This is a genomic window from Sphingomonas sp. (assembly GCF_036269755.1).
Taxonomy (GTDB): domain Bacteria; phylum Pseudomonadota; class Alphaproteobacteria; order Sphingomonadales; family Sphingomonadaceae; genus Sphingomonas.
The window spans coordinates 44,095-58,180 of sequence record NZ_DATBDV010000023.1; the positions used below are offsets into that span (position 1 = coordinate 44,095).

16 protein-coding genes are annotated in these 14,086 nt (G+C 66.6%); 3 read left to right on the top strand and 13 right to left on the bottom strand.

Annotated features, from left to right (window positions below; translation table 11 throughout):
• Positions 1-4 precede the first annotated feature (4 nt).
• Entirely contained in the window at positions 5-466 is a 462-nt protein-coding gene (locus VH326_RS14955; protein ID WP_329632639.1) for a peroxiredoxin, read from the bottom strand.
• Positions 467-468: 2 nt separating this feature from the next.
• The gene (locus VH326_RS14960) at positions 469-3,153 is read right to left on the bottom strand and encodes a bifunctional [glutamine synthetase] adenylyltransferase/[glutamine synthetase]-adenylyl-L-tyrosine phosphorylase (RefSeq protein WP_329632640.1); all 2,685 of its coding nucleotides are present in this window, start codon (positions 3,151-3,153) and stop codon (positions 469-471) included.
• A gap of 174 nt (positions 3,154-3,327) precedes the next feature.
• Between VH326_RS14960 and VH326_RS14965 the strand changes: the two genes are divergently transcribed.
• On the top strand, positions 3,328-3,450 hold the full coding sequence (locus VH326_RS14965) for a hypothetical protein (RefSeq protein ID WP_329632641.1): 123 nt from the start codon (positions 3,328-3,330) through the stop codon (positions 3,448-3,450).
• Here VH326_RS14965 and VH326_RS14970 read toward each other — a convergent pair.
• The 3 genes from VH326_RS14970 to VH326_RS14980 form a co-directional block, all read right to left on the bottom strand.
• Positions 3,438-4,112, bottom strand: a complete 675-nt coding sequence (locus VH326_RS14970) for a sigma-70 family RNA polymerase sigma factor (protein ID WP_329632642.1) — start codon at positions 4,110-4,112, stop codon at positions 3,438-3,440. The genes VH326_RS14965 and VH326_RS14970 overlap by 13 nt on opposite strands.
• Before the next feature lie 83 nt (positions 4,113-4,195).
• Positions 4,196-4,360, bottom strand: a complete 165-nt coding sequence (locus tag VH326_RS14975; protein ID WP_329632643.1) for a hypothetical protein — start codon at positions 4,358-4,360, stop codon at positions 4,196-4,198.
• Between the two features lie 111 nt (positions 4,361-4,471).
• Complete coding sequence (locus VH326_RS14980; RefSeq protein WP_329632644.1) at positions 4,472-5,278, bottom strand: response regulator; 807 nt, start codon at positions 5,276-5,278, stop codon at positions 4,472-4,474.
• Positions 5,279-5,455: 177 nt separating this feature from the next.
• Between VH326_RS14980 and VH326_RS14985 the strand changes: the two genes are divergently transcribed.
• Complete coding sequence (locus tag VH326_RS14985) at positions 5,456-5,653, top strand: NepR family anti-sigma factor (protein ID WP_329632645.1); 198 nt, start codon at positions 5,456-5,458, stop codon at positions 5,651-5,653.
• A gap of 3 nt (positions 5,654-5,656) precedes the next feature.
• Positions 5,657-7,240 carry a sensor histidine kinase gene (locus VH326_RS14990; RefSeq protein WP_329632646.1) on the top strand — a complete coding sequence of 528 codons (1,584 nt, stop codon included), beginning with the start codon at positions 5,657-5,659 and terminating at the stop codon, positions 7,238-7,240.
• Positions 7,241-7,443: 203 nt separating this feature from the next.
• Here the strand turns inward: VH326_RS14990 and tatC are convergent, their stop codons facing one another.
• From tatC to argS, 8 genes are all read right to left on the bottom strand, one after another.
• Positions 7,444-8,211, bottom strand: a complete 768-nt coding sequence (gene tatC / locus VH326_RS14995; RefSeq protein ID WP_329632647.1) for a twin-arginine translocase subunit TatC — start codon at positions 8,209-8,211, stop codon at positions 7,444-7,446.
• Positions 8,212-8,215: 4 nt separating this feature from the next.
• The gene (gene tatB / locus VH326_RS15000; protein ID WP_414714287.1) at positions 8,216-8,668 is read right to left on the bottom strand and encodes a Sec-independent protein translocase protein TatB; all 453 of its coding nucleotides are present in this window, start codon (positions 8,666-8,668) and stop codon (positions 8,216-8,218) included.
• A gap of 21 nt (positions 8,669-8,689) precedes the next feature.
• Positions 8,690-8,917: a twin-arginine translocase TatA/TatE family subunit gene (locus VH326_RS15005; RefSeq protein ID WP_329632648.1), complete on the bottom strand. Its 228-nt coding sequence runs from the start codon at positions 8,915-8,917 to the stop codon at positions 8,690-8,692.
• A gap of 30 nt (positions 8,918-8,947) precedes the next feature.
• Positions 8,948-9,553 carry an SMC-Scp complex subunit ScpB gene (scpB, locus tag VH326_RS15010; protein ID WP_329632649.1) on the bottom strand — a complete coding sequence of 202 codons (606 nt, stop codon included), beginning with the start codon at positions 9,551-9,553 and terminating at the stop codon, positions 8,948-8,950.
• Positions 9,550-10,281 (bottom strand): ScpA family protein, encoded by a 732-nt coding sequence (locus tag VH326_RS15015; RefSeq protein WP_329632650.1) that lies wholly within the window; start codon positions 10,279-10,281, stop codon positions 9,550-9,552. Before VH326_RS15015 ends, scpB begins: the two co-directional genes overlap by 4 nt.
• A gap of 111 nt (positions 10,282-10,392) precedes the next feature.
• Complete coding sequence (locus VH326_RS15020) at positions 10,393-11,400, bottom strand: glycoside hydrolase family 3 N-terminal domain-containing protein (protein WP_329632651.1); 1,008 nt, start codon at positions 11,398-11,400, stop codon at positions 10,393-10,395.
• 159 nt (positions 11,401-11,559) lie between these two features.
• Complete coding sequence (locus VH326_RS15025) at positions 11,560-12,288, bottom strand: SPOR domain-containing protein (protein WP_329632652.1); 729 nt, start codon at positions 12,286-12,288, stop codon at positions 11,560-11,562.
• Entirely contained in the window at positions 12,288-14,015 is a 1,728-nt protein-coding gene (gene argS, locus VH326_RS15030; RefSeq protein WP_329632653.1) for an arginine--tRNA ligase, read from the bottom strand. Before argS ends, VH326_RS15025 begins: the two co-directional genes overlap by 1 nt.
• Between the last annotated feature and the right edge of the window lie 71 nt (positions 14,016-14,086).

The window sequence follows — 14,086 nt, forward strand, 5'->3', positions numbered from 1 at the left end:
GGGCTCATCCCAGCTCCTTCACCGCCGCCAGCACTTGCTCGACATGCCCGGGCACCTTCACCTTGCGCCATGCCTTGACCAGTTTTCCGGTCGCATCGAACAGCCAGGTCGAGCGGTCGATGCCCATATATTCGCGGCCGTACAGCTTTTTGGGCACCCACGCGCCAAAGGCTTCGATCACTTCCTGCTCGTCGCTCGCGAGCGGGACGGTCAGCCCGTATTTGGCGGCAAATTTGGCGTGTTTGGCGGGCGTGTCCTTCGACACGCCGAGCAAGGCCGCACCGGCCTGGGCAAACTCGACGGCCATCGCGCTGAAATCCTGCGCTTCGCGGGTGCAGCCGGCGGTGTCGTCCTTGGGGTAGAAATACAGCACCAGCGGCTTGCCGACATAATCGCGCAACCGGATCGGACCGTCCGCGCCAGTCAGTTCGAGGTCCGGGAGCTCGTCGCCCACATCAAGTCCCATCGCTAAATCCCATTGCTCGATCCTCCGCTGACCTTCGCCCAGGTGTCGGCGACCTCCTGCCGAGTCGCATCGAACCGCGCAACCAGCGCGTCCCAGTCGCCGGCGTCGAGCGCGCGGACGATCAGCGCTCGCGTGGCCGGCGACGGCGGCTGGCTTTCGGGCGCGACGAGGCGGAGCAACACGAGCATGCGCGTGAGCAGGCGATAGGCCTCGGCCATCGTGGCGGGGATCAGGCCGCGCTCGACGAGCAAAGCGATTGCCGGATCGAGGTCGGGCGCGAAGCCGACGCCGCCGTTGGCCAGTTGCGCGACGTGGACTGCGAATTCGAGGTCGACCAGACCGCCCGGCAGCAGCTTGGCGTCGAGCGGCCCCGCGGGCGGCTTGTGCCGCGCCATTTCGGCGCGCATCTCGACCGCGTCGGCGATGGTCTTGGCGCGGTCGCGCGGGGCGGTCAGGACCTCCCCGATGATCGCGTCGACCGCGGCGCGCGCGGCGGGCGAACCGAAGATCGCGCGCGCGCGGGTCAGCGCCATATGCTCCCACGTCCACGCGTCCTCGCGCTGGTACTTGGCGAAGCCGTCGAGCGACACCACGAGCGGCCCCTGCGCGCCCGACGGCCGCAGCCGCGTGTCGATCTCGTAGAGCGGCCCAGCCGCGGTCGGCACCGACAAAGCGGCGCTGACGCGTTGCGCCAGGCGGTTGTAATAGTGCACCGCACCCAGCGGCTTGGCGCCGTCCGATTCCGCGGCGAAATCGCCGGTGAAGAGGTAGATCACATCGAGGTCGGAGGCGTGCGTCAGCGCGCCGCCGCCCAACCGCCCGAGCGCGAGGATGACGAGCTCGCTGTCGGGCACACGGCCGTGCGCGGCCGCAAAGTCGGCGATCGTCGCGGCGGTCAGCACCTCGACCGCCGCCTCCGCAACGCGCGCGTAACCGTGCGACACGTCTAGGGGGTCGCTGGTGCCCGCGACGAGTTGCCCGCCCAGCGCGAACCTCTTCTCGCCGACCGCGCGTCGCACGCGTTCGAGCGCCGCCTGGTAGTCGTCGCCCGCCTCGCCGCGCGCCATTTCCGCGACCAGCGCCGCGACATCGCCGACCGGCGCCAGCGCGGTCGCATCGATGAGACCGTCGAGCAACGCCGGCCGCCGCCCCAGCGCCTCGGCGAGCGGCGGCGCGTGGCTGAGGATCGTCGCCACCAGCTGCGCGAGTTGCGGCCGCGCCTCGAGCAAGCGGAAGAAGTTGATCGCGCTCGGCAGCCGGGACAGCATCGCATCCGCCTGGACCAGCGCCGCGCGCGGATCGGGCGCCTCCCCCAGCGCCGCCATCAGCCGCGGCAGTACCGCCTCGACTGCCTCGCGCGCCGCCGCGCTGCGCAGCGCCGGATACGCCCCCCGACGCCAACGCTCGACGAGCTGCACCGCGGTCGCGGCATCGGCGAACGCCAGACCCTCGAGCTGGCCGCGGAGCGTGTCGGGATCGCTCGACAGCGAAGCCGTGTCGGGCGGGTCGAGCGAATCGTAGATGCGCCCCACCTCGACGACGTGCGGCTTGAGGCTCGCGATCAGCGATGCGCCGGTGGCGTATCCCGCGAGCAGCCCGACGTTATCGAGCGCGTCCTGCGCGCGCGGCAGCGCATGGGTCTGGCGATCGTCGACCATCTGCAGCCGATGTTCGACGGTGCGCAGCGCGACATAGGCGTCGGCGAGCGCGCGCGCCTCGTCTTGCGCGATCCGCCCCGCGCCAGCCAGCGCCGCCAGCGCGTCGAGCGTCGCGGGCGCGCGCAGCTCGCGCTCGCGGCCGCCATGGATCAGTTGGTGGATTTGCGCGAAGAACTCGACCTCGCGGATGCCGCCGCGCCCGCGCTTGAGGTCGTAGCCGGGGCCGAACGCCTGGCCGTGCGCGTGATGGTCGCGGATTCGACGCGTGATCTCGCGAATTTCCCCGACCGCGCCGAAATCGACGGCGCGGCGCCACACGAACGGCCGGATCGCGTCGAGAAAATGACGCCCGAGGTCGAGGTCGCCTGCCGCCGCGCGGGCGCGGATGAACGCGGCACGCTCCCACGGCAAGGCTTGCGATTCGTAGTAGGAAATCGCCGCGTTGACCGGGAGCGCGATCGGCGTCGCCTCGGGCGATGGGCGGAGCCGGAGGTCGACCCGCAACACATAGCCCTCCCCGTCGCGCGCCTGGAGCAATTCGACCACACGCCGTGCGATGCGGACCGCGGCGTCCTCCGGCTCTTCGCGCGGGCGGTGCGGCAGCGTCATCGGGTCGAACAGCAGGATCGGGTCGATGTCCGACGAATAATTGAGTTCGTGGCTGCCCTGCTTGCCGAGCGCGATCGCGGCGAAGCCAACCGGCTCGGCACCGGGGGTGCGCTCGGCGATCGCCGCGCGGATCGCGGCATCGAGCGCAGCGTCGGCAAACGAGGTCAGGCGCCGTGTCACTCCGCTCAAGTCGAGTGCACCGGCAAGATCGGCGATCGCGACGATCGTCGCTTCGCGCTTGCGCGCTCGGCGCAACCCGACGCCGATCGGGAGATCGGCATCGAACGGCGCAAGCTCTGGCACGATTCCGCGCGCAAGCTCGGCCGCAAGATCAGTCTGTTGCTCCAGCGCGACGCGCAGAAACGGCGCATGCTCGGTCGCGCGGGCGATGGCTGTAGGAAAATCGGGGAGCGAGGTCACCGCTGTACCCTAGCGCAAGCCGACCGCCGATAGAATCGCGCGATCGTTACGGATTGATTCAAATTAATCGCACCTGCAATAACAAAGAGGCAACAAACGACCGAACTGCACGTTTCGCCAATTATGAGCCCACCACCCTCCAACTGCGGCACCGCAAATAACGGGATGCGGCATGTGGTACGCCGTCCGCGCGAGAGCGACGGCGTGGGGAACGCACTGCGCCAGATTTTCGGGCATCCGTCGAGCTTGCCCGCCGATATCGGCAAGCTGCTCAGCCGGCTCAATCAGAACGACTGATCGTCGTCGTCCGCTTCGTCGGGCGCGGGGTGATGCTCGCCGCTGAGATCGTCGACTTCGTCCATGATCGTATCGAGCGCGGTGCGGCCGTGATTGTCGGGCGCATGGCGCCGCGAGGTTAACGACCCGCCGCTCAGAATCCCATCGAGCGCGACTCGGCCGCGCGCGACTCGGCTCTTGATCGTGCCGACCGCAACGTTGCAGATTTCCGCGGCTTCCTCATACGCGAACCCGCCCGCGCCGACCAGGATCAGCGCCTCACGCTGCGGCTGAGGCAATTGCAGCAACGCACGCTGCATATCTCCAAGTTCGACATGCTTGTCCTGGCTCGCCGGCGCCGCCAGCACGCGGTCGGCGACAAGGTCGTCCCACTCCCCCTTGAACCGCGCGCGGCGCATCTGGCTCAGATAGAGGTTCCGCAGGATGATGAAGGTCCAGGCGCGCATGTTGGTGCCGGCCTGGAAACGCAACCGCGCCGCCCATGCCTTCATCAGCGTCTCCTGGACGAGGTCGTCCGCGAGATCGCGGCTGCCCGACAGCGACCGTCCGAACGCGCGCAAGTGCGGGATGACCTGCGCCAGCTGGTCCTTGAACTCGGAATCCGACAGCGCGACGTGCTCGACCGCTTCCCCCTCGTTCGTTGCAGTGTCGGTAGTGATCATGAAGCTCCGAAATTACGAACGCAGGCGCGCGCCATGCATGGTTACATAAGGATGGCTGCCGCGGAAACCATTGCGGCCGGTTATCAGTGATTGAAAAGAGCCGGGCCCCAGACGATCGCGGACAGGATCAGGATCGCCAGCGTCAACGAGATGCCGAGAACGATGCGGACGTGCCCCGACGTCTCACCAGCGCGCGCTTCGGGGCCTTCACTGCGTACGCGGGTTTCGGAAGGATCTGATTCAGCCATGCCGCTCGAACGCCTCAATCCCGTTTAGGGTCCGTAACCGATGGAACTTTTGAGGCGGCCACGCCGCACTTTTTGCGTGAGCAAGAAGCGGCCTCGGCGCGGCCCTTTTTCTCAAGCAGGGATCGTGGCTTCGTCGAAGAACAGCGCCTGACTGATCGCCGCCTTCACCGTCGAGCGTTGGAACGGCTTGGTGATCAGGAAGGTCGGCTCTGGTCGTTCGCCGGTGAGCAAGCGTTCGGGGAAGGCGGTGATGAAGATCACCGGCACGCGGAATTCGGCAAGGATGTCCTTGACCGCGTCGATCCCCGAGCTGTCGTCGGCCAGCTGGATATCGGCAAGCACCAGCCCGGGCCGGTCGTCCATCGCCGATGCGACCGCTTCGTCGCGAGTCACCGCGACGCCGGTCACGTCGTGGCCAAGGTCACGGACGATCGTCTCGATATCCATCGCGATGATCGGCTCGTCTTCGATAATGAGTACGCGCGCGCGCGTCTGCTTCTCGATCTCGCCGAGCGCCTCGGCGACCAGGCTTTCGACCTCTTCGGGGTCATGGTCGATCAGGTAGCCGGCATCCTCGGGCGTGAAGCCTTCCATCGCGGTCAACAGCAACGCCTGACGCGACAGCGGCGTCATTTTGGCGAGCCGGGCGCGCGCCACGGCCTCCTTGCCGTCGGCTTCGCCGCCGTCGTCGCTCAAGGCGAGCTCGTCGTCGCGGTTGGTTGTGCGCCAGATCACCTGGAACGTGCGATACAGCCCCAGCCGCGGATCGACGTCGCGCGGGAACTCCTCGGGCGCAGCGACGATCGCTTCGAGCGCGGCGCGCACATAGCGGTCGCCATGCTCCTGGCTCCCAGTCAAGGCGCGGCCGTAGCGGCGGAGGAACGGCAGATGCGGCGCGAGTTGCTGACCAAGCGACATGTAGAAGGTATCTCCCCGATAAGGCGCGGCTCTTGTGCGAGCGCGCGCCGGTTTACGCAACACGACATTTTTCTGTTCGTGTGCGGAACAATCGAGTGCGTTTTTGGTTTCACGACGCAATGATGAGCGTAGCGTTTACGCCGTGCGGCCCCCTTGCGGGCCGTTTTCGGTTCCGGCATGGCCGGCATGGTTTTAAGGGGGAAAGTGTTGCCTGACCGGCGATCATCGAAACGGGGCGAACCCGGCAATGGCGATGAAGGCGGCAAGAAGGCGAAGGACGAAGCGATGGGGACCGCGCTACGCTCGGTCTATCATAATGCCGTCAGCGAGCCTGTGCCCGACGAAATGCTCGATCTGCTGCGCAAGCTGGGTTAGCCGGTGAACGGGCTGACCGCCGGTCAGCGCGCCGGCATGACGATCGGCGCGCGGTTCGCGCGGATGCAGACCGGCGCCAAGATCTTCCTCATCCTGTTGGGCGCGCTGCTGCCGTTCGCGATCATCGCGATCCTGGCGACGCTGACGACGACGCGCCAAGCGGGACTCGAAGCGCGCTCGCAGCTGCGCGTCGCCGCGCAGGAAAGCTCGCGCAACCTTGCGATCGAGCTAGTCGGCGACATGACCGTACTCACCACCGCGATGAATTCGCTCGCCACCGATCCCGGGGACGCGCCGAGCTGCGCGCGCGCGGGCGGAGTGTTCGCCCAACAAAGCGCGGCGGGCGCCACGTTCGCGATCAGCAACCGCAGCGGGCGGCTGTGGTGCGGGTCGCCGCCGCCCTACCCCGCGCCGACGGCAATCCCTGGCGGCCAGGCCGCGGGGCGAGTCGTGACCGACAAGGGCGTGATGCTCGCGATCGCGAACCACGACGGAAGCGTCCGCGGCAGCGCCTTTTTTCCCACTGCGTTCCTGGCACGGATCGCCAGGCCCGGCGCATTCGGCAGCGACTATGCCGAGACGATTCGCAGCGCCGACGGCAAGCAACTGACGCTGCGATCGATCGAGCATGATACGCTGATCGACAGCCACTCGTCGGTGATTGCACCGCTCAACATCGGCGATCTGACCGTCGAGCTGCAGATGCGCCGCGACGTGCTGACCTCGCCGATCCTGATCGCGATGCTGTTGCCGCTGCTGATGTGGATCGCTGCTGCCAGCATCGCCTGGCTGGTGGTCGACCGCCTGCTGATCCAGCCGCTGCGCACCTTGCGCGCTCGAGTCGCGGCGTACCGTCCCGGCGAGGCGATCGATTCGGCGGACGTGCGCTCGCTCCCCGCGCAGGAGATCCGCGAGCTTGGCGAGACCTTCCGCTCCTTGAGCCGTACCTTGATCCTGCACGAGGCGGGGCTTGCGGAGGGACTGGTGCGGCAGACCAAGCTGACGCGCGAAGTGCACCATCGCGTCAAGAACAACCTCCAGGTGATCTCGAGTCTGATCAATCTCCACTCTCGCGGCGCCAAGGCCGAGGAGACAGCGCATGCCTATGCCTCCATCCAGCGCCGGGTCGACGCGCTGTCGGTCGTTCATCGCCACCATTTCGCCGAGATGGAGGATCATCGCGGGCTGTCGCTGCGCGCGGTGATCGGCGAACTCGCGTCGAACATTCGCGCGACCAGCCCCGAAGGTGCGCGGCTCGGCATCCTGCTCGAGGTCGAGCCCTATTTGGTCAATCAGGACGTGGCGATCGCGATCGCGTTCCTGCTGACCGAGATCGTCGAGCTGGCGATCGGGATCAATCCGACGGCGCAATTGCGGCTGTCGGTGCGTGCCGACACCGGGCCCGACACTGCGATCCTGCGCGCGAGCTCGTCTGCGTTGGTCGACGGCGAGCCGCTGCGGGCAGCGCTCGCGCAGCGCTACGCGCGGGTGATGGAGGGGCTGTCGCGGCAATTGCGCGCGCCGCTGCACCACGATCCGCTGGCGGGGTCGTACGAGATCGCCATCGCGGTCACGGGGAAAGACTAAGCCAACCCCGGCCGATCGCTTCTCCGCGCGTGCAAAAAAGTTTTTGAGAAAATGATTTTTGCCGGGAACCGAACGTCACCAAGCTCGTTTTGATCTTCGGATAGCGACCTTATGCCCCCCCGCTCTCGCTATCCATGACATAGGCCCGGAAGCGTCAACCCCTCCCCCCCGGTGACGCTTCCGGGCCTAATTTCGTCTCGAGGCTAGGCGATTTCGGGATCGGGCTTCGGGCGTCGGCGATGCGTCAGCCAGATCGCGACCAGTGTCAATTCGTACAAGGCCACCAACGGCAGCGCGAGGATGATCATCGATCCAGCGTCGGGCGGCGCGAGCACGAGCGCGACCGCGAAGCATCCGAGAATCGCATAACGCTGCGCGCGCACCAATTGCCTGAGCGTCAGCAACCCCGCTCGCTCGATCAGCATCAGCAACACCGGCAACAGGAACGCGACGCCGAACCCGAACAGGAACTGCATGATGAAGGTCAGGTAGTTGCCTACCGAGGGCAGCGCCTCCTGCTGCACGCCGCCGACATCGGTCTGATAGCTGAGCAGGAAATGGAGCGCCGCGGGGATCGAGATGAAATAGGCCATCGAACAGCCGGCCGCGAATAGCACGGGGGTCGCCAGCAAGAACGGCAGCAGCGCGCGCTTTTCCTTGCGATAGAGACCGGGCGCAACGAACTGCCAGAGCTGGTTGGCGACGATCGGGAACGAAAGGATCGTGGCGGCGAAGAACGCGACCTTCAACTGGACGAAGAACGCTTCGAACAATTGCGTGTAATAGACCTTTTTCTGCCCCGCCGCGAGCAACGGCTTGACCAGCAACCCGAAGATCGGCTCGGCGAAATAGAGACAAATGCAAAACAGCACCGCCAGCGTCGCGAGACTGATCAGCAGCCGCTTGCGCAGCTCGATGAGGTGATCGAGCAACGGGGCGCGGCTCGCATCCATTTCGTCCTCGCCATTCATCGAGTCAAAGCCGCTCGATGCCGGCGTTCTTCGCGTCGGCCTTGGGCTTCGCGTTGGCCTTTGGCTTTGCCCGTGGCTTTTTCGGCTTAGGCTGAGGGGCCGGCTCGTGCTCCATATCGGGCGAGGCTGACATCGCAGGCCGCGCGTCGGTATCGGCGGGGGGATCGGGCACGTCGTGCGGCACTGGCGCCATCAATTGCGCCATGTCGGAGGTCTGGGGAAATTCGCGCATGATGCGCTCGTTCTCCGCCTTCCACTTCTGCTCCATCTCGGCGAATTCGGATTCGCGGATCATATCGTCGAAGCTGGACCGAAATTGGCGCGCCATGCCGCGCGCGCGGCCAACCCACTTGCCGGCGACGCGCATCGCGCGCGGCAAATCCTTGGGCGGGATGACGAGTAGCGCCACCGCGCCCAGCACGAGCAGCTCGGTCGGGGCAATATCGAAGATCAGCACCGGATCTCTTTCCGGCGGGAATTAACGCTCGGCGTCGCGAACGCGCTCGCGCTCGTTGTCGATCACGGGGTCGGCACGCTTGGATTCGAGCCGGCTGGCCGGCGCCTCGTCGTCTTCCGACATCCCCTTCTTGAACTGCTTGATGCCCTTGGCGACGTCGCCCATCATGTTCGAAAAGCGGCCGCCACCCAACACCAGGATCGCGAGCACACCCAAAATGATCCAGTGAATCGGGCTACCAAAACCCATTACCAATCTCCTACCGGGAATATACGCAACCTAGTCCTGTTCGGACGCGTTTGCCACCGCTTCCTCCGAATCTTCGCCGATCGCCATTTCCGCCATCGCAAGGTCGATCGGATCGAGCAGGCCGGCGGCGCGCAGATCGTCAATTCCCGGCAAGTCGCGGCGGCTGGCGAGCCCGAAATGGGTGAGGAATTCGGGCGTCGTCGTGTAAGTCAACGGCCGGCCCGGCGTCTCCCTTCGCCCCGCCGGCCGCGCCCAGCCCGCCTCCATCAGCACGTCGAGCGTGCCCTTCGATATCTGCACGCCGCGGATTGATTCGATTTCGGCGCGCGTGACCGGCTCGTGATAGGCGATGATCGCCAGCGTCTCGATCGCCGCACGGCTCAACCGGCGCGCCTCCTCGCGATCGCGGCGGAGCAGGTGCGCGAGGTCGCCCGCGGTCTGGAAATACCAACGGTCGCCGCGCTGGACGATCTCGATCCCGCGCCCGGCATATTGCTCGGCGAGTCTGTCGAGCGCGGCGCGGACATCGGCGCCCTCGCCGACATGCGCTCGGATCATCTCAAGCGTCAGCGGCTCCTCGGCGGCGAACAACACCGCTTCGACGGCGCGCGCCGGATCGTCGGGGTCGATCGTCATGCGGTCGCCTTCAGGTAAAGCGGCGCGAACGGCGCTTTCTGCCGCAACTCGGCCTTGCCCATCCGCGCAAGTTCAAGCGCGGCGACGAAGCTCGAGGCGAGCGCCGACTTGCGGAACGGCCCGTCGAGCGTTTCAGGCAGGAAGCTTTCGATCGTTGCCCACTCGACGTGCGTGCCCAACAGCCGCGACACGCGTTGGAGCGCGGCGTCGAGCGTCATCACCGCGCGTTCGTGGACGACGTGAAAGACCGGGCGGTTGCGCGCGTTGATCTGGCCATAGGCGGCGATCAAATCGTAGATTTCCGCCTGCCACTGAGCCTTGCGCACCGTGCGCAGCCCCTCGGGCGCGGCGCGGCGAAACACGTCGCGGCCGAGCCGGTCACGCGCGAGCAGCCGGGCGCCCGCGTCGCGCATCGCGTTGAGCCGCTCGAGCCGCATCTGCAGCCGCAGCGCGAGTTCCTCGGGGCTCGGCTCGACCTCCGGATCGCGCGGCAGCAGCAGCGCCGATTTGAGATATGCCAGCCACGCCGCCATCACGAGGTAATCGGCCGCGACCTCGAGCTTGAGCGCGCGCGCTTGCTCGACATAGGTCAGATATTGCTCGACCAAGGCGAGGATCGAGATTTGCTTAAGATCGACCTTTTGCGACCGCGCGAGCGCCAGCAACAGGTCGAGCGGGCCTTCCCATCCCTCGATGTCGAGCGTCAGCGTGTCAGAGGTGGCGTCCATTGCCGCGCAAACTACCGTTCGGGCTGAGCTTGTCGAAGCCCTGCCTTGTTTCATCTGTGGATAAGAGAGGAAGTACGGCCCTTCGACAAGCCTCAGGGCGAACGGAAAACCTCAGACCAGCGCCAGCAATGCATCCCGCTTCGCGATCAACTCGTCGAAATCGCCCTCCGGCGTCGCGCCCGCGATCGTCGCCATCGCCCGATCGAGCCGCTCGATCGACTTGGCCGGCATGTCGCCGAGCAAGTCGGCGATCATCGCCATCTCGTCCATCCGCCCCCAGCAATCGAGCACCAGATCGCACCCCGCGGCGATTGCCCCCGCCGCCTTCTCGCCAGCGGTGCCCGACAGCGCCTTCATGTCGATATCATCGGTCATCAACAGCCCGTCGAACCCGATCAGGCCGCGGATGACGTGCTCCACGACGATCGGCGACAGCGTCGCTGGGCGTTCCTTGTCCCACGCGTCGAACACGATGTGGCTGGTCATCCCCATCGGCGCGTGCGCGAGGCTGCGGAACGGCTCGAGATCGACTTCGAGCTCGGCTTCCGACGCGGTGACCGTCGGCAGATGGTAATGCGTATCAACCTTGGCGCGACCATGCCCCGGCATGTGCTTGACCACGCCGACGACGCCGCCGGAACGTAGGCCATCGAGGATCGCGCGGCCCATCGCGGCGACTCGCATCGGCTCGTGCCCGAGCGCGCGGATTGCGATCGCGTCGGTGGTGTCGGGCTGGCTAATGTCGAGCAGCGGCCAGCAGTCGACGTTGATCCCCACTTCGGCGAGCATCAGCGCGGTCGCCTGAGCGTTGGCGCGCGCCGCTTCGATCGCCGAGACCGGCGCGACGTCGTAGAGCCGGTCGAACCCCGGCCCCGCGGGGAACTGCGGCCATTCGGGCGGCTGGAGCCGCTGCACCTTGCCGCCTTCCTGATCGATCAGGATCGGCACATCGTCGCGCCCTGACAGCTCGCGCAAGCTGTCTGTCAGCGCGCGCACCTGGTCGCGCGTGTCGATGTTGCGCTTGAACAGGATGTATCCGCACGGATCGGCGTCTTTGTAGAACACGCGTTCGTCGTCGGTCAGGGCAAGGCCGGAAAGGCCGTAGATGACGGGTTTCATTCTTCTCTTCTAGCTCCCCTCCCTTTCAAGGGAGGGGCTGGGGGTGGGTGCGAGCGTAGCGAGCTCCCGCGGGCGTCACAAAGAAAAAGCCCGGGATCGACCCCGACTTTTTCTCCGCCCACCCCTAGCCCCTCCCGCAAGCGGGAGGGGAAACAGAATTCAGTTCGTGACGATGCACGCCTCGCCGGCGACCTTGAGCTTGCCGCACAGATCCTGCGCCGCACCCGCGCTGCCGGCATTGACTTTGAGCCGATAGAAGGTCCGGCCGTTGACCTCGGCTTTCTCGATCGACTTGCCGAGGTTGGCCAGATACCCGAACCGTTTCGATTCCTGCGTCCACGCCGCGTTTGCCGTGGCCTCGGTCGGGAACGAGCCGAGCTGGACGAGCGCGCCGCCGCCGCCGGTGCCCGATACCGACACCGGCCGGCCCGGGGGCGGCGCGGTCAGCTTGCCGCCTGGGCCGGAGACGCTGGCGGTCGCGGTTGACGATCCCGGACCGGCTTGGGCGCCCGGTGCCGCCTTGGTGCCGACGATTGGCGCTTCGGGCAGGTTCGACACAGCGATCGATCCGTTACCGCCCGCGGCGCCACCGCTGGTCGCGACCGCCGCGTCGCCTTCACCAGCGACCTTCATCCCACCGGGATCATCGGGCTTGACCTTATAATCTCCCGGCTGCGCCGCGATCAGGTCGCCATTCCCCGGCGCCGGCCCGCGATGCTTGAACCAATATATCCCGCCGAGCACCGCGGCGAGCGCGACCAGTCCGATCAGCACCATACCGACGACACGTCCGAGCGGCGCGCCTTCGTCCTCGTCCGCCGCGGTTTCGAGCCAGGGCAGCCGATTGTCGTCGGTGACCGTGGGCTCGCTCCATTTCTCGCGCGCCATCAATTCATCTCCTCGACCGCCTCCACCCCCATGATCGCGAGGCCGTTACGGACAATCTGCCCGATCGCGTCGCCGAGGAAAAGCCGCGCGCAGGTGAGATCGTGATTATCGGTCAACAGGAAGCGCCGCTCGGGCCGGTCGTTGCCGACATTCCACAGCGCATGAAAGGCCGCCGCCAAGTCATAGAGATAGAACGCAATCCGGTGCGGCTCGCGCGCCGCCGCCGCAGTCTCCACGACGCGCGGGAACTGCGCAGCGAGCTTCACCAGTGCGAGGTCTTCCGTATCAAGCCGGGACAGATCGACCGCGCAGGGCTCGATCCCGGCCTCCGCCGCACGGCGTTTGAGCGACGCGACTCGGGCGTGCGCGTATTGGACGTAGAATACCGGATTGTCCTTCGACGCCTCGACCACCTTGGCGAAGTCGAAGTCCATCTGGGCATCGGCCTTACGAGTCAGCATCGTGAAGCGCACGACATCCTTGCCGACTTCGCGCACGACATCGGCAAGCGTCACGAAGTTACCGGAACGCTTCGACATTTTGACCGGCTCGCCCGCCCGCAGCAGCCGCACCATCTGGACCAGCTTGACGTCGAACCGAGTCTTGCCCCCGGTCAGCGCCTGGACCGCGGCGACGATCCGCTTGACCGTACCGGCATGGTCCGCGCCCCAGATGTCGATCAGCGCATCGGCGGTCTGCGCCTTTTGCCAATGGTAGGCTAGGTCGGCGCCGAAATAGGTCCAGCTGCCGTCGGACTTCCTGATCGGCCGGTCCTGATCGTCGCCGAATTGCGACGAGCGGAACAGCGGCAGTTCGACCGGCTCCCAATCCTCGGGCGTTTCGCTCTTCGGCGCTTCGAGCACACCGTCATAGATGAGGCCCCGCGCGCGCAACTCGCGCTCGGCCGCCTCGGGCTTCTTCGCGGCCTGCAACGCGGCTTCGGACGAGAACAAATCGTGGTGGATGCCGAGCAACGCGAGGTCGGCCTTGATCAGCGCCATCATCGCGGCGACCGCCGCCTTGCGGAATAGCGCTAGCCAGTCACTCTCGGGTGCATCGACGTATCTGTCGCCGAATTCCTGCGCGAGCGCTTGGCCTACCGGGACCAGATAGTCGCCCGGATACAGCCCTTCTGGGATCTCGCCGATATCCTCGCCCAGTGCCTCGCGATAGCGCAGGTGTGCCGAGCGCGCGAGCGTATCAACCTGGCCCCCCGCGTCGTTGACATAATACTCACGGATGACCTTGTACCCGCCCCATTCGAGCAATGACGCCAAGGCGTCGCCGACCACCGCGCCGCGGCAATGTCCCATATGCATCGGGCCGGTCGGATTGGCCGAGACATACTCGATGTTGACGGTCTGGCCCTGCCCGCGCGTCGAACGGCCATACTCGCTACCGCCGTCGTTGATCGCGGCGAGTTCGTTGCGCCACGTGTCGTCGGTCAGCGTCAGGTTGATGAACCCGGGGCCTGCCACCGCGACCGATGCGACCTCGTCGAGCTTGCCGAGTTCGGCGGCGATCTTCTCGGCCAGCACGCGCGGATTGGTGGCGGCGGGCTTGGCCAGCACCATCGCCGCGTTGGTCGCGAGGTCGCCATGGCTCGCGTCGCGCGGCGGCTCGACCGTCACACCCCCGCGCGCCAGCCCGCCCGGCAAATCGCCGGCCGCGGCCAAGGCGTCGAGCGCCGCGTCGATGTGCGCGGCAAAGCGGGTGTAGAGCGTCATTGCGGGTCCGATGGTAGGGAAGCGGGGCGTGTAGCGGATACCAAGGCCATTGCGCAAACCCCGCCTCGCCC